Source organism: Brevibacillus gelatini (assembly GCF_050920745.1).
In the GTDB taxonomy this organism is placed as follows: Bacteria; Bacillota; Bacilli; order Brevibacillales; family Brevibacillaceae; genus Brevibacillus; species Brevibacillus gelatini.
Genome location: NZ_CP154342.1, coordinates 4,257,495 through 4,272,334 on the forward strand (window position 1 = coordinate 4,257,495; position 14,840 = coordinate 4,272,334).

Consider the following 14,840-nt stretch of genomic DNA (forward strand, 5'->3'; position numbering starts at 1 on the left):
GTCACATTTTACGGTGACACGAGCAAACGAACTGGGAGCCTCGACAATAGCCATTGCAAAACGGGCAAAAAGAGAACCCGGAGTCTCTTTTCGAGGTTCATCACCAGCAGTTGCAGCCCGATTACGGTCTCGCTGGTCGTCTGAAGGTGCGCTCGAATACGGCCAAGCCCATAGCTGCGCTTGCCTTCACCGAACTTGCCTTCCACCGCATTGCGCGCGGCTGCATCCGCTTTGGCGATTTTCTTCTGCTCCTGCTGATCGGCGGATGACGGACGCCCCAATTGCGGTCCGCTCAGTCGAATTCCCTTCTCCTTGCAGAAGCGCAAGTTGTCCCGCGTGCGGTAAATCTGATCGGCCAGCACCGCTTTGGGATAATAGCCGAACCTGGCGCGGTAGCGTTCCACTGCGGCCTGCAGCGTCTGACCTTCGTTGAAGCTCTCCCAGGACAGTTGCTCCCGGAATGCGTAGCCGTTCACCACGCTGATCGCCAGCTTCGCCCCGAACTCGACGTTCGCGCGGGCTTTGCCGCGCACGATCGGCCTCACGTGCGGCTGCGCGATACTGACGATCCGATCCGGTACGCTGTGCGTACGTTTGTCGTACATCGCTTGCTGCTGGCGAACCAATTCCTGAATGACCAGAAGTTCCTTGTACATGCGGCGTGGCAGCCGCGTCAGGCCGCCCGTGGAAGCAAGTTCGGCGATGATGCGCAGATCACGGGAAACGAACCTGAGTTGCTTGCCGATTGCTTTGCGCATCGTGCGCGGCTTCACGCGCCTTTGCTTGGCAACCGCCAGATAGGCTTTGCGGGCACGCTCCCGGTATGTTCTTGGCTTGCGAGTCTTTCCGCGTTCCGGTTCATGCAGGATGTCGATGATTTGCTCCAGCTTTTCTCTGGCCTGATTCAGAAGAGACAGATCCGTCGGGTAGGCGATGTCCGCCGGCGCGCAGGTCGCATCCAGCAGCAGTTCACCCTCGTTCGTCAGTTCCATCTGCCGAGGCAGCGGTTCTGCCGATTCATCGGATGTGTGCGCGTCAGCTCCGCCGCTTGGATCATCGTCGTCGTCCGATTGATCTGGAGATTCGCTGTTATTGCGCGATTCTTCGAGTGCGATCCACTCATTCACTTCATCGATGATCTCGCCGCCCAGCCGCTTGCGAAAGTGGGTCATAAGCGAATGATGAAACGGACGGCGGTATTGGTATTCCGGCAAGCCAAGGAAGTACTGCAGATACGGGTTCTCCAGAATCTGCCGAAGCGTCTCGCGGTCGTCGGTGCCCAGCCGTTCCTGGATAATGAGAGCGCCAAGTGCGACGCGGATCGATACGGCCTTTTGACCCTTGAGGCTCTTCTTGAAGTTCTTGGCGTACTTCTCTTCGAGCTTCCACCACGGAATCATCTGGGCGAGCAGCACCCAACGGTTATCTTCGGCGAGTTTTCCGCCGAATGGCAGGAAGAAATCGCCTGGCAGGATCATCTGGCTTTCGGTTCGCTGATACAATTCGGACGCCTCCAAGTGCAAGGTTTTTCACGGGTTAGCCCTCGTTTTCCTTGCACCTAAATTCGACAAAAGAGGCGCCAAACCCTTGTTACTGTTGAATTTTTGATTTGTTCAGCAAGCCCTAAGTATCAATATGAACTAAAAAATCCAATCTACGAGATTACAGCGGTATGCTATAACGCTACGGCTTTTTATAGATTATATAAAATTGACATCCCGGATTTAGATGAAAATGATGTGGTAAAAGTGATAGATATAAGCGACCCTTCTACAGAAAGACGCATACCTGTAAGTATAGGTTTTTTTGTCGTGAATAACGATAGGCTGATCTTGATATCCGAAGCAACTATTTTTGAGCTTAAAAAAATTAATGAATAAAACAAATTTTAACCAAGAAAGGCCAGCCTAAAGGCTAACCTTTCTTGGTTATGTCGTAAAACGACTAAACTATAGTGTATATACTGGATATTTATGAGTGTACTTCGCGCCTTTACAAAATAAAGTTGCTTCTTCATTCCTTCTTGCTTTTAAATTTTTATCATATGAAAATGCTTTGCTGACTAATCTTGAACAATAATCACTATCCTCTGGTGTAAGTGGGCCAGCAAAAAACTGATATATATTCTTATGGGCAAGCATAGCTTCTACATCATCTGATTCTAGCACCCCAGGACCTGCATTAAAAGTTAACGAAACAAGTGCATCAAACTGGGATTGTGTAAATTGACAACCTTTAGGAAGTTTCAATTCATTAACTGCCTCTACAGCATCTGCAGTATCCTCAGCAAAAAAAGCTTCTGCCCTAGCCTGAGAAATTGGTGAAGTATAGCCAAGCTTTAACGACTTTGATAAAGCATCCGCTTCTGCTTGGGTTAGAAGAGAATCATTTGGGTTACCTGTTTTATTTTTCTTATATACTTTCTTTTTTGTAATCAAATGTCCCCATCCAACTGTTGGATACCCATAAGGATCTCCGTAAAATTTCAAGGAAAATCCCTCATGTTTTTTGATAAGGTTTGCTCCATCTGTGCCTAAAGAAAATTTCGCCATAATAAAACTCCCTTCCATTTTTCAAGTTTTCTGATTGTGCAGGATTTCTCACTGGCCAGATTGTTTATCCTACAATTTTTAAAGGAGCGAAATGAGCGCTCTTCTTTCGCTCTCACCTATCTAGGAAAAGGAGCAACCCGAAATACAACCCTTTTTGAAAAAACATGATGATCTAAGCGTTTTTTTCCACGAGAAAAAGCCCTGCCAAGTGCAATTGGCAGGGCTTCCGTCTATCAAATAATGTTATTGCATAGCCACTTTCAACACAGCGCGAACCGAATCAGCCGATTTGTCCAGCGCGGCCTTCTCGGCAGCAGTCAGATCGAGCTCGATCACTTTCTCGATGCCGTTGCCACCCAGGAGAGTTGGCACACCCAGGTACAGGTCGTGGTAGCCGTACTCGCCTTCGAGATAAGCGATGGACGGCAGGATGCGCTTCTTGTCTTTCAGGATTGCTTCCGCCATTTCCACCAGAGCGGCCGCAGGCGCGTAGTAGGCGGAGCCGTTGCCGAGCAGGGCGACGATCTCGCCGCCGCCTTTGCGCGTGCGTTCGACGATGGCATCGAGGCGGTCTTGCGGAATCAGTTTGTCGAGCGGGATGCCGCCTGCGTAGGAGTAGCGCAAAAGCGGCACCATTTCGTCACCGTGTCCGCCAAGCACGAAGCCTGTCACGTCTTCTACGGAAATGTTCAGCTCCATGGCGACAAACGTGCGGAAGCGCGCCGTATCGAGCACACCGGATTGACCGATGACGCGGTTTTTCGGGAAGCCGGATGTTTTGAAGAACGTATAGGTCATCGCATCTACCGGGTTGGACAGGATGAGTACGATGGAGTTTGGCGCGTAAATTTTCACTTGCTCCGCTACCGAACGCATGATGGCCGCGTTCGTCGACACCAGGTCGTCGCGGGACATGCCTGGCTTGCGGGCGATCCCCGCTGTGATGATGACGATGTCGGAGCCTTGAATATCCTTGTAGTCGGACGTTCCGGTGATGTTGGCATCAAAGCCGAGCACCGGAGAGGACTCCATCATGTCGAGCGCTTTTCCTTTGGTTGGATTCTCAAGCTGCGGAATGTCCACCAGAACGATGTCAGCCAGTTCTTTTTGCGCCATGATGAACGCCGTTGTCGCTCCGGTAAAACCACTGCCGATGACGGCTACTTTTTTTCTGCGAAATGTCATGGTAGTTCCTCCTCGTCGTGTCATTTTCCCCACAGGTTACAAGACCAGCTTCACGCCGCTTGCCTTTTGCTCCAGCATTTTGGCGAGAATCGTCCCGATGTGGGCCCCTGCCTCGATTGGCGATGTTCCTTGACGATGAATATTGGAGATCACTGTGCGCTCGGACTCTACCATTCCTTTACGCGGACGATAGCACATGTAGGCACTCATGGAGTGGGCCGTTACCAGACCCGGCCGCTCCCCGATCAACAGCACCAGCACTTCCGGCTCCAAAATCTCGCCGATATGGTCCATGCTCGCCACGCGCCCGCCTTTGACAAAAAACGGCGTCCCGCAGCTCAGACCATAGCTTTTCAACGAGTCCATCAAGGATGGAAGCACGTCTTTCAGGTTGGCGTCGACTGCGCTGGCACTCAGGCCGTCGGAGACGACGATTTGTACCTGCGGTCGCTTTTGGCAGCGCTCCTGGATCAGGCGCACGCTTTCCTCCGTGAGAACGCGTCCCATGTCCGGGCGCTTCAAATAGTTTTCGGTGTTGTCGTACTGGGTTTCCACCGTGAACAGGGAAAACTGGTCGAGCACTTCCTGGCTGACTTCCCCGTAGACGGCATCGACTGCTGCCGCATGGTCGCGGCGGAGTTGCAGCATCGTTTTCGTCAATGGTCGTACCCCTGTACGCCATACGCCGATTCGGGCAGGTGTACTGGCCAAAAGCTCATCCAGCCCTTCTTTCCATTTCGGATTCGGAATCAGCGCGGTTCCCTTTGGCTCGGCTGGTGCGGCGTGTGTCTCCTGAGGCTTGGTAGCCGTTACCGGGGCTATTCCCTGCTGTGGCGCGGCCTTCCCTTCCACGGCCGCTTCCGCTTTTGGCCCGGACGTTTTTTCGCCCAACTCGGCCAGCTTTTTTTGCAGCTCGGCCACTACTTTGTCTACCAAAAAATCCAATTGTTGTTCCATCCCTCATACACCCCCGCTTCTTACATGAAGATTGTCGGATCGCCTGCTATTGGCGTCAGCTTGCCGTTTTCCATGATCCCCATTTTTTCCAGCCACTTTTCAAAAGCAGGTGCCGGACGGAGGCCGAGAACCTCGCGGAACGCGGCAATATCGTGGAAGCTGGTCGATTGATAGTTGAGCATGACGTCGTCCGCCATCGCCACCCCGATGACAAAGTTCACCCCTGCCGCCGAGAGCAAAATCCCGAGATTGTCCATGTCGTTCTGGTCAACCTTCATATGGTTTGTGTAGCAGACGTCGCAGCCCATCGGTAGCCCGTGCATTTTGCCCATGTAGTGGTCTTCCAGCCCGGCGCGAATCACTTGCCGGCTGTCGTACAAATATTCCGGTCCGATGAAGCCCACTACCGTATTGACGATAAACGGATTGTACTTGCGAGCAAGACCGTAGCAGCGCGCCTCCATCGTCACCTGGTCGATGCCGAAGTGCGCCTCGGAGGACAACTCGGAGCCTTGGCCCGTCTCGAAGTACCAGAAGTTCGGCCCGTAGGAAGTGCCTTCCTTGCGCATCAGCTCATCGGCTTCGTCCAGCAGCTTGACGTCAATCCCGAAGGCTTTGTTGCCTTTTTCGCTGCCCGCAAGACTCTGGAAAATCAGGTCGGCAGGCGCCCCCTGACGGATGGCGCGCATCTGCGTGGTCACGTGAGCGAGTACACAGTTTTGCGTCGGAATCGCCCATTTGTCCATTACCTCTTTGGTCATGTTGAGAATATCCTTGACGCTGTCCGCTGTATCAATAACCGGGTTGATTCCGATTACCGCGTCGCCGATTCCGTAGCTGAGTCCTTCGTACAGCGATGCCTTGATGCCTTGTACGCTATCGGACGGGTGATTGGGCTGAACCCGCGATGCCAGTACGCCTTGCTGACCAATCGCGGTATTGCAGTGAGTCACCACGCGAATTTTGGCCGCAGCCGTAATCAGGTCGAGGTTGCTCATCAGCTTCGCGGTAGCGGCGATCATTTCGCTGGTCAGGCCGCGGCTAATGCGCTTGATCTCGCTCTCACCCGCCTCGTGGCTCAAAATATACTCGCGCAGCTCGGCGACGCTCCAGTTTTTGATTTCGTTGTAAATTTTTTCGTTGATGCCTTCTTCAATGACACGCGATACTTCGTCTTCCTCCGGAGGAAGCATGGGGTTGTTGCGAATGTCTGCCAGCGTCAGGTCAGCCAATACTTGCTTGGCAGCCACGCGTTCCCGGGAATCAGAAGCGGCGATTCCAGCCAGTTGGTCGCCGGATTTGTCTTCGTTTGCCTTCGCGAAAATTTCTTTCAGATCGCGAAATTGATAGGTCTGTCCAAGCACAGTCGTTTTCGTGTTCATGTCGTCCACCCCTTTGTACGTTACGCCTTCTCATCAAAAGCAAGGGTTTTTACCACGACCGGGATAATCGTTCCCGAAATCGGCTCACCCAGGTCGATATAATCGCCATACTCCACCCGCACCTGATCGATGCAAATAATCTCCGGCTCTCCCTTGCAGCGCAGCGCCAGCCCCTGACCCAAAGCTTTTGCCATGTCTGTCTCACAGATCACGACCATTGTCCGGCTCTCGGCAAAATAGTGCCGATATTGGTCCGCCAGCTCCTGGGCAATCGTCTGCAGCAACGCATACGAGCAATAGCCGATGCCTGAAATCGCGAGCGCGAACGGGATGCCTGTTGTTTTGTCAAAAAGCCGCTCACCAAGCTGGTAGATCGCGGCTACCTCCTGGTGAATCCGCGCCGGGTCCGCCAGTTGCTCCTCGGTAAACTCCAGCTTGAGAATCGGAATGTTTTTGATCGGCAACAGCTCCGGCTTGATATGCACGGTCGAGCCGCTGATTTCCGTGCTTTGCATCCCAGCCCCGATCACGGTTGCCCGCACAGTTTGCTCTGGATCGAGCCAGCGCACCGGGTACGAGCCTCTTTCCCGCTCCTGCTGCAGCACATAGCCGAGCAGCGGACCAAAATCGCCGTAGCGGCTGACATCTGCCATGCTTCTCACAGGCGGACCAGTCATTAACTGTCCGACCCCACCGGAGACGGTCAGCTCCTCTACCGGGAATTCCCCGCGCAAATGCGGCCCTGTGACGAGCAAGCCCGATACGTGCCGTTCCTTGCCCGTCAAATAGTCGAGCATGCTGCGGGCCATCTGGGTAGCTACTTCCGTCAGCTCTGCCAGTCCGACTCTTTGCCCGACTGCAATGTGCAAGCCTTTTGCCTTCAGCCATTCCTGAATGTTCGGCGACACGTAAGTCACGACGTCCTCCCGCTCAAGGCGAATCAGTCTGCCCCCTACGTGAAAGGTCACTGTCGCAATCGCCCGGCCGCGTTGAAAATAGGCCGCATTGGCTGTTCCGCCGCCAATATCCACGTTGACAACCGTTCCTTGCAGCGCTTGCGAGCGTTTTTCCGCCCCCGCGCCTTTGCCTGCCAGCACGCCTTCGAGGTCTGCACCCGCCGTAGCCACTACAAAATCGCCGGATCGCTCTGCCAGCAGGTGTACGATGTGCTGCGCATTTTTCTTGCTGGCCGTCTCCCCGGTGATGATGACCGCTCCCGACTTGATGGACGATAGACTGATCTGTGCTTTTTCGTACTCTGCTTGCAAAATCGCCCCGATGCCTTCTGCGTCAATCTCATCAAACCCGAGCAGCGGTGTGGAATGCACTTGACTCGCATACAGCAGCTGGCGCTCCACAATCTGGTAGCGCGGCAGCGAAAAGGTGCTGGACATGCGGCCCAGACGCAGACGACTGACGATCATTTTGGTCGTGCTGGTTCCTACATCGATGCCGACGCTTTGAATCCATTGTTCGTCCATCATGAACCTCCTTGAACCATGGCGTGCCAGACAAGGCCGTAAAAGAAAAACGCCTGAACAGCCGAAAAAATCGCTTCCGGTCTGACTCAAGCGCCTTTGCTTTCTTCCTATCTACTTGTTTTTCTTCCACACTTTTTATTTGGCATGGAAATCAGCCTTGGAAAAAAACGTTTCCTCGCCTGCGAGAATTTCCTCGGCGAGCTTCACAAGCGGCATGCGCCGTTGCATGCTTGCTTGCTGCATCCATTTGTAAGCCGCCTCTTCCTCCAGGGAGAGGGCCTTCATCAGCTTTCCTTTGGCTTTTTCCACACATTTTCGATCCTCGATCTTCTGTTTCAGATCGCTGATGTCTTTCTTCAACGACACGACTTTTTCCTTTTGGCTGAGCGCGATTTCCACAGCAGGAATCAGGTCATCCTCGGAGACGGGCTTTACCAGATAAGCCGTTACTCCGGCTTTCCGCGCATCGAGCACCAGTTCCTTCTGGCTGTACGCGGTCAAAAGAAGGATGGAGCAGTCCGAAAAGGAGCGGATGATGCTGCTGGCCTTGATGCCGTTGAGACCGGGCATTTTCACATCCATGATAATAAGGTCGGGCTTGTGGCGATGAGCGAGTTCGACCGCCTCTTCCCCGTTTTTCGCCTCGGCCACCACATGATAGCCTTCGTTTTCCAGTATCTCGCGCAAATCCATGCGAATGATCGGCTCGTCATCAACTACCATAATCTTCGGCTGTGTCATCTTCATCCCCCTTTTGGATCGGATAGAGAATGGTCACTTCCGTTCCGTTGCCTGTGTTGCGGAAATGCATCGTTCCCCCCAGGTCTTCCTTGACGAGCGTGTCGACGATTTTCAAGCCAAGGTGCCCTTTTTTGAAAATGTGCTCCATGTCCTCAATGCCCACCCCGTCATCTGTGACGGACAGGCTGACGAAATCATCCTTCGAAACAAGCGCGATGGAGATTCGCCCTTCATGAAGCTCGCGAAAGCCGTGAATCATGCAGTTTTGAATCAGCTCCGTGACGATCAAGGCAAAGGATGTCGCCTTGTTGGACGGCAGGTACACGGATTCTCCCGTCACGACGACGTGTATAGCTTGCTCTGAACGTCTCATCGACGAGACGATTATTTTCGATATTTTGGTTAAAATCTCTTTGAAGTCGATCTGCTCCAGACCGTCTTGCGCCAAATATTCGTGAATAATGGCAATACTGTTGATCCGGTTGATGCTTTCCCGGTAGACCTTTTCAATCTCGGTCGACTGCGAACGCCGCATTTGCAGGCGCAGCAGACTTGCGATCGTTTGCAAATTGTTTTTCACGCGATGGTGAATTTCCTTGATGACAGCCGATTTAATCATCAGCTGCTTTTCTTTTTCGCGGATGTCCGAAATATCCCGGAGCAGGATGATGCCTCCGATGATGTCGAGCTTGCGCACGGACGAAACCGCTTTCATCATGATAAAATGCTTTCCTTTTGACAACTCATCCTGAATGTAGCCCCCGTGACGCACGAAGTTTTCCGGGGAAACTCGCCAGGAAAAAATGCTTTCGATGCTCACGCCCTTGTCCGGTCGCTCAAAGCCGATCAAGGAGAGCAGCTTGTGGGCCCGCCCGTTGGCGTAGGTAATGATCCCACTCTGGTCAAACAAAATCATGCCTTCATGCAAAAGCGAAGAAATCGGCATGTCAGGCACAGCAAACTGAATCAGCGTCTCGCTCAGATGTTCGGTCGTTTCCTTGAGCATCTCGACATTTTTTTCTTGTTCGACCTGCTTGGAAATATCCTGCTCGGTAATCAGCGTCCCGATCGTTTTGCCTTCGGCGTTTGTGATCGGCACGACGCTTTGCCGCATGACGACCTGCTCCTGCGAAACACCTCTCGATCCGATTACCGGCTTTCCTGTAGTCAGGCAGTACATGACAGCAGGCTCGTTGATCGCCGTTGCCAGATGCCCTACGACGGAGCCGCTGTACATGGACCGCGCCGTGCTAGGCTTGGCCTGCGCGACCACCAGAGCAGCACTTCGGTCTACTGTCAGGCAGTCGATGAACATGTCTGCCTGCGACAGATCGGCAAAAATCTGCAATTTGGAAGCGAGGTCCTCCACGATCTGGATGTCGTCCTCACTCAATATCGTAGACGCTTTGCACAGTTCCCGTATGGATTGCATGCGAACCTCTTTTCACCTGCTAGGAGTTGATATTGCTTTTATTCTCTCACAGACTCGTTACGGCGGAAAGAGGCTTATTCGCTTACTATTTCTTGCAAATAGGCGCGCAATTCCGGCACTCCCTCACCTGTGTAGGCGGACGTTCGAAAAATGGGCGCGTCGCCCAGCGACTGGCGCAGGAAGCCTTCCGCTCGTTGTACATCTGCATCGGGGTGGTCGATCTTGGTGATAACTCCTACGCAAGCTTGGGGAAAGCCTTGCGAGAAGCCCGGGGGAAAGTAGTTGCGCTCGCGTGTGGCATCCTGGACCATCACGACGAGAGTTGCTTCCAGCGAGGTTGCCATCAGGGTGCGGTAAAACATCGGGTTTTCGCTGTACTCGCCCGGCGTGTCAATCACCCAGTCCCGATATTCAAGCGCTTGCGTCTTTCTGGCTGGCTGCTCGTCGTTGAACAGCGCTTTGACCAGAGAAGACTTGCCCGCTTCGATGGCCCCGATAATCATGACACGGCCTGTCATGATTTCGTCACCATGGCCGGTGTGAACCGCAGTTTTTCGCTCAGTACCTGATTGACCGCATCCACTGCCATCTCTACAGCAGAGACGTCCCCCACGACAATCAGTGAACCTGTGAAACGATCGAGAAACCCAAGCTCGACACCTGCCGCCTTCGTCGCGATGTCGGCAGCGATAATGGCCGTTTCCGTCGGTGTCAGGGTCAGAATGCCGATCGCTCCGGCCTCCTTGATCCCCAGCTTGGTATAGAGCATAGGGTCAGGGTTTGCGATCACATGAGCCAACGTAACCTGTTTTCCTGGCACAAATTCCTGTATGACCCGCGAACGTTCCTGTTCCATCGCTATCCCTCTCCTTCTGCGGCACCCGGCACCTCAAACGAATCGACGATGCCCACGATGATCGCATCGATCGGCACGCTGCTGCCGGTAAAAAGGATACGGGCAGGCGTCCCTCGTGAGACGATAACCTGCTCGCCGATCCCTGCCCCGATCCGGTCTGCTGCAATCACGGTCTGCCCGCTCTCTTTGCCGCGCCAGTCAATGGGCTGGACAACCATCAGTTTGAGATTTTCCATGCCGGTTTCCTTCTGGGTTGCCCAAACGCTGCCGATCACTTTTCCCAAAAACATGCGATCACCCTTTTCCTAAATAGCTGACCGTAATGCCGCGCTCTCTCATGCTGTCAAAAGCCAGCGGCGAGACAATCGCGCCTTTTTTTACGTGCAAGGTCGTATTTCGCAGTTCCGGCTGGGATTTGATCCAGTCAGCCGTCAGCAGCTTGCCGGAAAACACCGCTTCAGCTTCGTCCAAGGCGGTCAAGGTTGGCTGCTCAGACTTTGCCTCTGCTTTTTGCAGTTGGGACTTCAGCTTGGAAACGACGCGTTCAGCCAGGCGCTTCTGCTCCACAAACTCCACGCCAAGCTCCTTCATCGCCTCGACATGGCGCTGGAACAGCTTTTCGTAGGCTGGCGGCAGCGTCAACGTTTGCAGGGTGCGGCGGTCGGCGCGCTTGATGCCCGGCACGTCGGAGCCTGCGATGACGAATTTGCCTGTCACCAGTGCGGAAAAGACGATTTCTGCCTTGATCGTGCCTTTCAGGCCGGAGGCGATTCTCGCTGCGTTGTCCAGATCAATTTCTGGAATCACGATTCCGGCGTAATCTTTCGGCACTTCCAGCGGTGCGGGAGCATACTCATCCGCTGTGAGAATTTTGCCTGCTCCCCCGCATTCGATCTTGTGCATCCCCAGCCAAGAGGAAGTTTCCCCGTCCAGGAAAAGGATGTCGTGGCAGATGCCGTGATTTTTCAGGTGGATAAAATGATCCTGGAACGCCTCATGTGCCTGGCTGTCGCAAAAGACATACAGGACGCGAGGCGCTTCCGGTTTCTTTTCTGCATTCATGGAAAGCAAAATTTCTTTTGTAATCGATGCCACCATTTCTCTGATGTCCATCAAAGCTCTACCTCCGTTAGCCGGAGTAAAACTGGCCGTTTTTGCCGATCACTTTTACCCGGTCGCCCGTTTTCAAATTGGCGGCATTCCCTTCATCCAGATCGACGTGGAAATCGAGCGCGAATTGTGGATGTACGCGAACGACCACATCCGGATAGATGACAGGGCGGTCACTCTGCGTTGCAAGGATCAGCGTGTCGCCGTCCTTCACCTGGAACTGCTCGGCATCCGCAGGCGACATGTGAACGTGCCGCTTGGCTACAATCACACCTTTGTCCAGTACGACCGTGCCTTTGGCTGTTACGAGTACCAGACCCGGTGTTCCTTCAATATCTCCTGACATCCGCACAGGTGCATGCACGCCCAGCGCAAAGCCGTCAGTCCGGGAGATTTCCACTTGTGTCGCTCCGCGTGCCGGTCCGAGAATCCGCACGCCGTGAATGCTGCCTTTTGGCCCGACGATGGTCACTGTTTCCTGGCAAGCATACTGGCCAGGCTGCGACAGATCACGCATCGGCGTCAATTGGTGTCCTGCGCCAAAAAGCTTCTCCACATCCTCTGGCGACAAATGAACGTGGCGATTGGAAACGCCAACCGGAATTTCCTGTACGGCCCCGGCAGTTTGATTGGTGGAAGGTTGCTGCTGATGTTCTTCAAACGTTTTCACTTGAATCCCTCTTCCTTTCAAGAAATCTGCCGCTGCTGGTGTGAGTTTATCCCCTTTCTCCAGGAGAAAGGGGTTTGGGATGCCTGTCTTATGCATGGCTCGCAAAGCTGCCTCAGTAATAACTGCCATAGGGATTATCCTTCGAGCTTAGGCAGGATCAGTTCAATGTCTCCGTGTGGACGTGGGATGACGTGCACAGATACGAGCTCGCCTACTTTTTCAGCAGCAGCGGCGCCTGCGTCCGTGGAAGCTTTTACTGCACCTACGTCACCACGTACCATGACGGTTACGAGACCGCCACCTACGTGTACTTTGCCAATCAGTTTTACGTTCGCTGCTTTTACCATTGCATCGGCAGCTTCAACTGCTCCAACAAGACCTTTTGTTTCTACCATTCCCAATGCGGACATTTCTCCAGCCATTTTTTTATTCCTCCTTAATTATATGGACAAATTTTTACTAATTATTTACGACTTACGACGTCATTTCCGTTAAAACGGACTTGATGATGTTTTTGATCTCTTCGCGGCTCAGGCCGACATTCAGCGACGAGACAGCTTGCATGACTGCTTCCTCTGCCTTTGCTGCCGGCGCAGCCTGGACTGGTGCAGACTCAGGCATTTCTCTTACGCCGAAAGCGACGCGCTTGATGTTGAAAAGATGTTTTGGACCGATGTTGTCGGATGTGATGTTGTTCCCGAAAGAACCGCAGCCGAGCGTAAAGGACGGCTGCACGCCAGTCGTGGCCCCGATGCCCCCGAAGGTTGTTCCGGTATTGACCGGGATGCGGGAAGCCGGCATCGCCTGGCCGTAGGATGCGATGATGTTCTCATCCTGTGCGTGAATCCCGGCGGTGTGGCCCAATCCGCCATGCGAAAGCAGCTCGCGGCAACGGGCAAACGCCTCGTTGTCTCCTTGAACGGTGTAGAGCGCGAGAATCGGTGCCAGCTTTTCGACAGACAGCGGATACTCTTTGCCTACGCCCGTCTCTTCCGCCACCAGTACGCGCGTATCGGCCGGAATCGAGATGCCTGCCATTTGCGCGATGACGTGCGGGGAGCGACCGACGATTTTGGCGTTGAGTGAGCCGTTTACCATGATGATGGCGGCCACTTTTGCCTTCTCGTTGTCGTCCAGGAAGTACGCTCCTTCGCGCTTCAAGGCGGCAATCATCTGATGCTTGACCGATTCCTCGACCACCAGTGCCTGCTCGGAGGCGCAGATGGTACCGTAGTCAAAGGTCTTGCTCTGCACGATGCGCTTGGCAGCGGCAGCGAAGTCAGCGCTGTGGTGGATGTAGACCGGAACGTTTCCGGGTCCGACACCGTAAGCAGGCTTGCCGGAGCTGTACGCGGCCCGCACCATTGGTGTACCGCCTGTTGCGAGAATCACGTTGGTCAGCTTGTGCTTCATCAGCTCGTTTGTAGCCGGGAGCGTAGGCTTGCTGACGCAATGGATCAAGCCTTCCGGCGCTCCGGCCTGCACAGCCGCCTGTGCCATCAGCCGCGCTGCCTCCAGCGTACATTTGGCTGCCGACGGGTGCGGGCTGAAGACGATTGCGTTGCGCGCCTTGAGCGCGATCATCGACTTGAAAATAACGGTCGATGTCGGGTTGGTCGACGGCACGATACCTGCCACGATCCCGACTGGCTGCGCCACTTCCCACACCTTGTTCACTTCGTCCTTGCGAATGATGCCAACGGTCTTCACATCTTTGATGGAAGCATACACATCCTGGGAAGCGAACAAGTTTTTCATCCGTTTGTCTGGAACGTTTCCAAAGCCTGTCTCTTCAACCGCCAGAGCCGCCAATCGCTCGGCATTCTCCACGCCCGCCTTGGACATGGCTGCGATGATCCGGTCAATCTGCTCCTGGGTGTAAGTGGCAAGCTTGGCCTGCGCTTCCTTCGCCTGTGCGAGGTACGTGCGCACTTCCTGAATGGAATACAGATCAGCGTCCAGTGTCATTATGCTTTGTCACCTCCGCCTTTTTGCTTTTCTTCAATCAGGCGAATCAGGTCTTCTTTTTTCGCCGTATTGATGTCATTGGTCGAAAGCGGGAAATCCGCAATCGAGCGGGCCAGCTTGCGCAGATCGTTGATCGACTGCTCTGCCAGCGACGGCTCCGCCTTTGCCTGTGCAGGCTGTGGCTTGGCTTCTTCCTTCGCTTCCGAACTCATCAGCTTTTTAATCATTTTTGGAACATTTTCATCAGGACGCGGAATTACGTGGGAGTGCAGCAATCGTCCGACGCGTCTTGCTGCGTCAGCGCCAGCGTCTACGGCCGCCTGAACCGAAGAAACATCCCCGATGACGTATACGGTCACAATCCCTGCATCCGCGCCTTCATAGGTAACGACCTTGACGTCTGCCGCTTTGGCAGCAGCATCGGCGGCCGCGATGAGAGCGGGCAAGCCCAGCGTCTCGATCATGCCCAGTGAGTATGCATGAGCGCGCATTTCTTTTCCTCCCCT

General features: G+C 53.9%; 16 protein-coding genes. All 16 read right to left on the bottom strand.

What is annotated here, in order from left to right; translation table 11 throughout:
- Positions 1-8: 8 nt before the first annotated feature.
- The gene (locus AAFJ72_RS20450) at positions 9-1,502 is read right to left on the bottom strand and encodes an IS5 family transposase (protein ID WP_205428670.1); all 1,494 of its coding nucleotides are present in this window, start codon (positions 1,500-1,502) and stop codon (positions 9-11) included.
- A 447-nt stretch (positions 1,503-1,949) separates the two neighbouring features.
- Entirely contained in the window at positions 1,950-2,552 is a 603-nt protein-coding gene (locus AAFJ72_RS20455; protein ID WP_432775497.1) for a lysozyme, read from the bottom strand.
- A gap of 243 nt (positions 2,553-2,795) precedes the next feature.
- On the bottom strand, positions 2,796-3,737 hold the full coding sequence (gene mdh, locus AAFJ72_RS20460; RefSeq protein ID WP_122905516.1) for a malate dehydrogenase: 942 nt from the start codon (positions 3,735-3,737) through the stop codon (positions 2,796-2,798).
- A 36-nt stretch (positions 3,738-3,773) separates the two neighbouring features.
- Positions 3,774-4,694, bottom strand: a complete 921-nt coding sequence (eutC, locus tag AAFJ72_RS20465; protein ID WP_432775498.1) for an ethanolamine ammonia-lyase subunit EutC — start codon at positions 4,692-4,694, stop codon at positions 3,774-3,776.
- Positions 4,695-4,714: 20 nt separating this feature from the next.
- Positions 4,715-6,076, bottom strand: a complete 1,362-nt coding sequence (locus tag AAFJ72_RS20470; RefSeq protein WP_432775499.1) for an ethanolamine ammonia-lyase subunit EutB — start codon at positions 6,074-6,076, stop codon at positions 4,715-4,717.
- 20 nt (positions 6,077-6,096) lie between these two features.
- Positions 6,097-7,560: an ethanolamine ammonia-lyase reactivating factor EutA gene (locus AAFJ72_RS20475; protein WP_432775500.1), complete on the bottom strand. Its 1,464-nt coding sequence runs from the start codon at positions 7,558-7,560 to the stop codon at positions 6,097-6,099.
- A gap of 132 nt (positions 7,561-7,692) precedes the next feature.
- Positions 7,693-8,304: an ANTAR domain-containing response regulator gene (locus AAFJ72_RS20480; RefSeq protein ID WP_425455808.1), complete on the bottom strand. Its 612-nt coding sequence runs from the start codon at positions 8,302-8,304 to the stop codon at positions 7,693-7,695.
- Complete coding sequence (locus AAFJ72_RS20485; protein ID WP_432775501.1) at positions 8,270-9,730, bottom strand: sensor histidine kinase; 1,461 nt, start codon at positions 9,728-9,730, stop codon at positions 8,270-8,272. Before AAFJ72_RS20485 ends, AAFJ72_RS20480 begins: the two co-directional genes overlap by 35 nt.
- Positions 9,731-9,804: 74 nt before the next feature.
- Entirely contained in the window at positions 9,805-10,248 is a 444-nt protein-coding gene (locus AAFJ72_RS20490) for a EutP/PduV family microcompartment system protein (protein WP_432775503.1), read from the bottom strand.
- Positions 10,245-10,586, bottom strand: coding sequence for an ethanolamine utilization microcompartment protein EutS (gene eutS / locus AAFJ72_RS20495; RefSeq protein ID WP_122905523.1), 342 nt, complete (start codon positions 10,584-10,586; stop codon positions 10,245-10,247). The genes AAFJ72_RS20490 and eutS overlap by 4 nt, the downstream gene beginning before the upstream one ends.
- 2 nt (positions 10,587-10,588) lie before the next feature.
- Positions 10,589-10,876: a EutN/CcmL family microcompartment protein gene (locus AAFJ72_RS20500; protein ID WP_432775504.1), complete on the bottom strand. Its 288-nt coding sequence runs from the start codon at positions 10,874-10,876 to the stop codon at positions 10,589-10,591.
- Between the two features lie 4 nt (positions 10,877-10,880).
- Positions 10,881-11,699, bottom strand: coding sequence for a hypothetical protein (locus tag AAFJ72_RS20505; protein ID WP_122905525.1), 819 nt, complete (start codon positions 11,697-11,699; stop codon positions 10,881-10,883).
- Positions 11,700-11,715: 16 nt separating this feature from the next.
- Positions 11,716-12,495 carry a phosphate propanoyltransferase gene (gene pduL / locus AAFJ72_RS20510; protein WP_122905526.1) on the bottom strand — a complete coding sequence of 260 codons (780 nt, stop codon included), beginning with the start codon at positions 12,493-12,495 and terminating at the stop codon, positions 11,716-11,718.
- A gap of 5 nt (positions 12,496-12,500) precedes the next feature.
- Positions 12,501-12,788 (bottom strand): ethanolamine utilization microcompartment protein EutM, encoded by a 288-nt coding sequence (gene eutM, locus AAFJ72_RS20515; protein ID WP_005827515.1) that lies wholly within the window; start codon positions 12,786-12,788, stop codon positions 12,501-12,503.
- Between the two features lie 52 nt (positions 12,789-12,840).
- The gene (locus AAFJ72_RS20520; RefSeq protein WP_432775505.1) at positions 12,841-14,334 is read right to left on the bottom strand and encodes an acetaldehyde dehydrogenase (acetylating); all 1,494 of its coding nucleotides are present in this window, start codon (positions 14,332-14,334) and stop codon (positions 12,841-12,843) included.
- Positions 14,334-14,825 carry a BMC domain-containing protein gene (locus AAFJ72_RS20525; RefSeq protein ID WP_122905528.1) on the bottom strand — a complete coding sequence of 164 codons (492 nt, stop codon included), beginning with the start codon at positions 14,823-14,825 and terminating at the stop codon, positions 14,334-14,336. Before AAFJ72_RS20525 ends, AAFJ72_RS20520 begins: the two co-directional genes overlap by 1 nt.
- Positions 14,826-14,840 lie beyond the last annotated feature (15 nt).

Coding starts and splice junctions, on each gene's coding strand:
- AAFJ72_RS20455 (WP_432775497.1), bottom strand. CDS start 2,552: ATGGCGAAATTTTCTTTAGGCACAGATGGAGCAAACCTTATCAAAAAA.
- mdh (WP_122905516.1), bottom strand. CDS start 3,737: ATGACATTTCGCAGAAAAAAAGTAGCCGTCATCGGCAGTGGTTTTACC.
- eutC (WP_432775498.1), bottom strand. CDS start 4,694: ATGGAACAACAATTGGATTTTTTGGTAGACAAAGTAGTGGCCGAGCTG.
- AAFJ72_RS20470 (WP_432775499.1), bottom strand. CDS start 6,076: ATGAACACGAAAACGACTGTGCTTGGACAGACCTATCAATTTCGCGAT.
- AAFJ72_RS20475 (WP_432775500.1), bottom strand. CDS start 7,560: ATGATGGACGAACAATGGATTCAAAGCGTCGGCATCGATGTAGGAACC.
- AAFJ72_RS20480 (WP_425455808.1), bottom strand. CDS start 8,304: ATGAAGATGACACAGCCGAAGATTATGGTAGTTGATGACGAGCCGATC.
- AAFJ72_RS20485 (WP_432775501.1), bottom strand. CDS start 9,730: ATGCAATCCATACGGGAACTGTGCAAAGCGTCTACGATATTGAGTGAG.
- AAFJ72_RS20490 (WP_432775503.1), bottom strand. CDS start 10,248: ATGACAGGCCGTGTCATGATTATCGGGGCCATCGAAGCGGGCAAGTCT.
- eutS (WP_122905523.1), bottom strand. CDS start 10,586: ATGGAACAGGAACGTTCGCGGGTCATACAGGAATTTGTGCCAGGAAAA.
- AAFJ72_RS20500 (WP_432775504.1), bottom strand. CDS start 10,876: ATGTTTTTGGGAAAAGTGATCGGCAGCGTTTGGGCAACCCAGAAGGAA.
- AAFJ72_RS20505 (WP_122905525.1), bottom strand. CDS start 11,699: ATGGACATCAGAGAAATGGTGGCATCGATTACAAAAGAAATTTTGCTT.
- pduL (WP_122905526.1), bottom strand. CDS start 12,495: ATGGCAGTTATTACTGAGGCAGCTTTGCGAGCCATGCATAAGACAGGC.
- eutM (WP_005827515.1), bottom strand. CDS start 12,788: ATGGCTGGAGAAATGTCCGCATTGGGAATGGTAGAAACAAAAGGTCTT.
- AAFJ72_RS20520 (WP_432775505.1), bottom strand. CDS start 14,334: ATGACACTGGACGCTGATCTGTATTCCATTCAGGAAGTGCGCACGTAC.
- AAFJ72_RS20525 (WP_122905528.1), bottom strand. CDS start 14,825: ATGCGCGCTCATGCATACTCACTGGGCATGATCGAGACGCTGGGCTTG.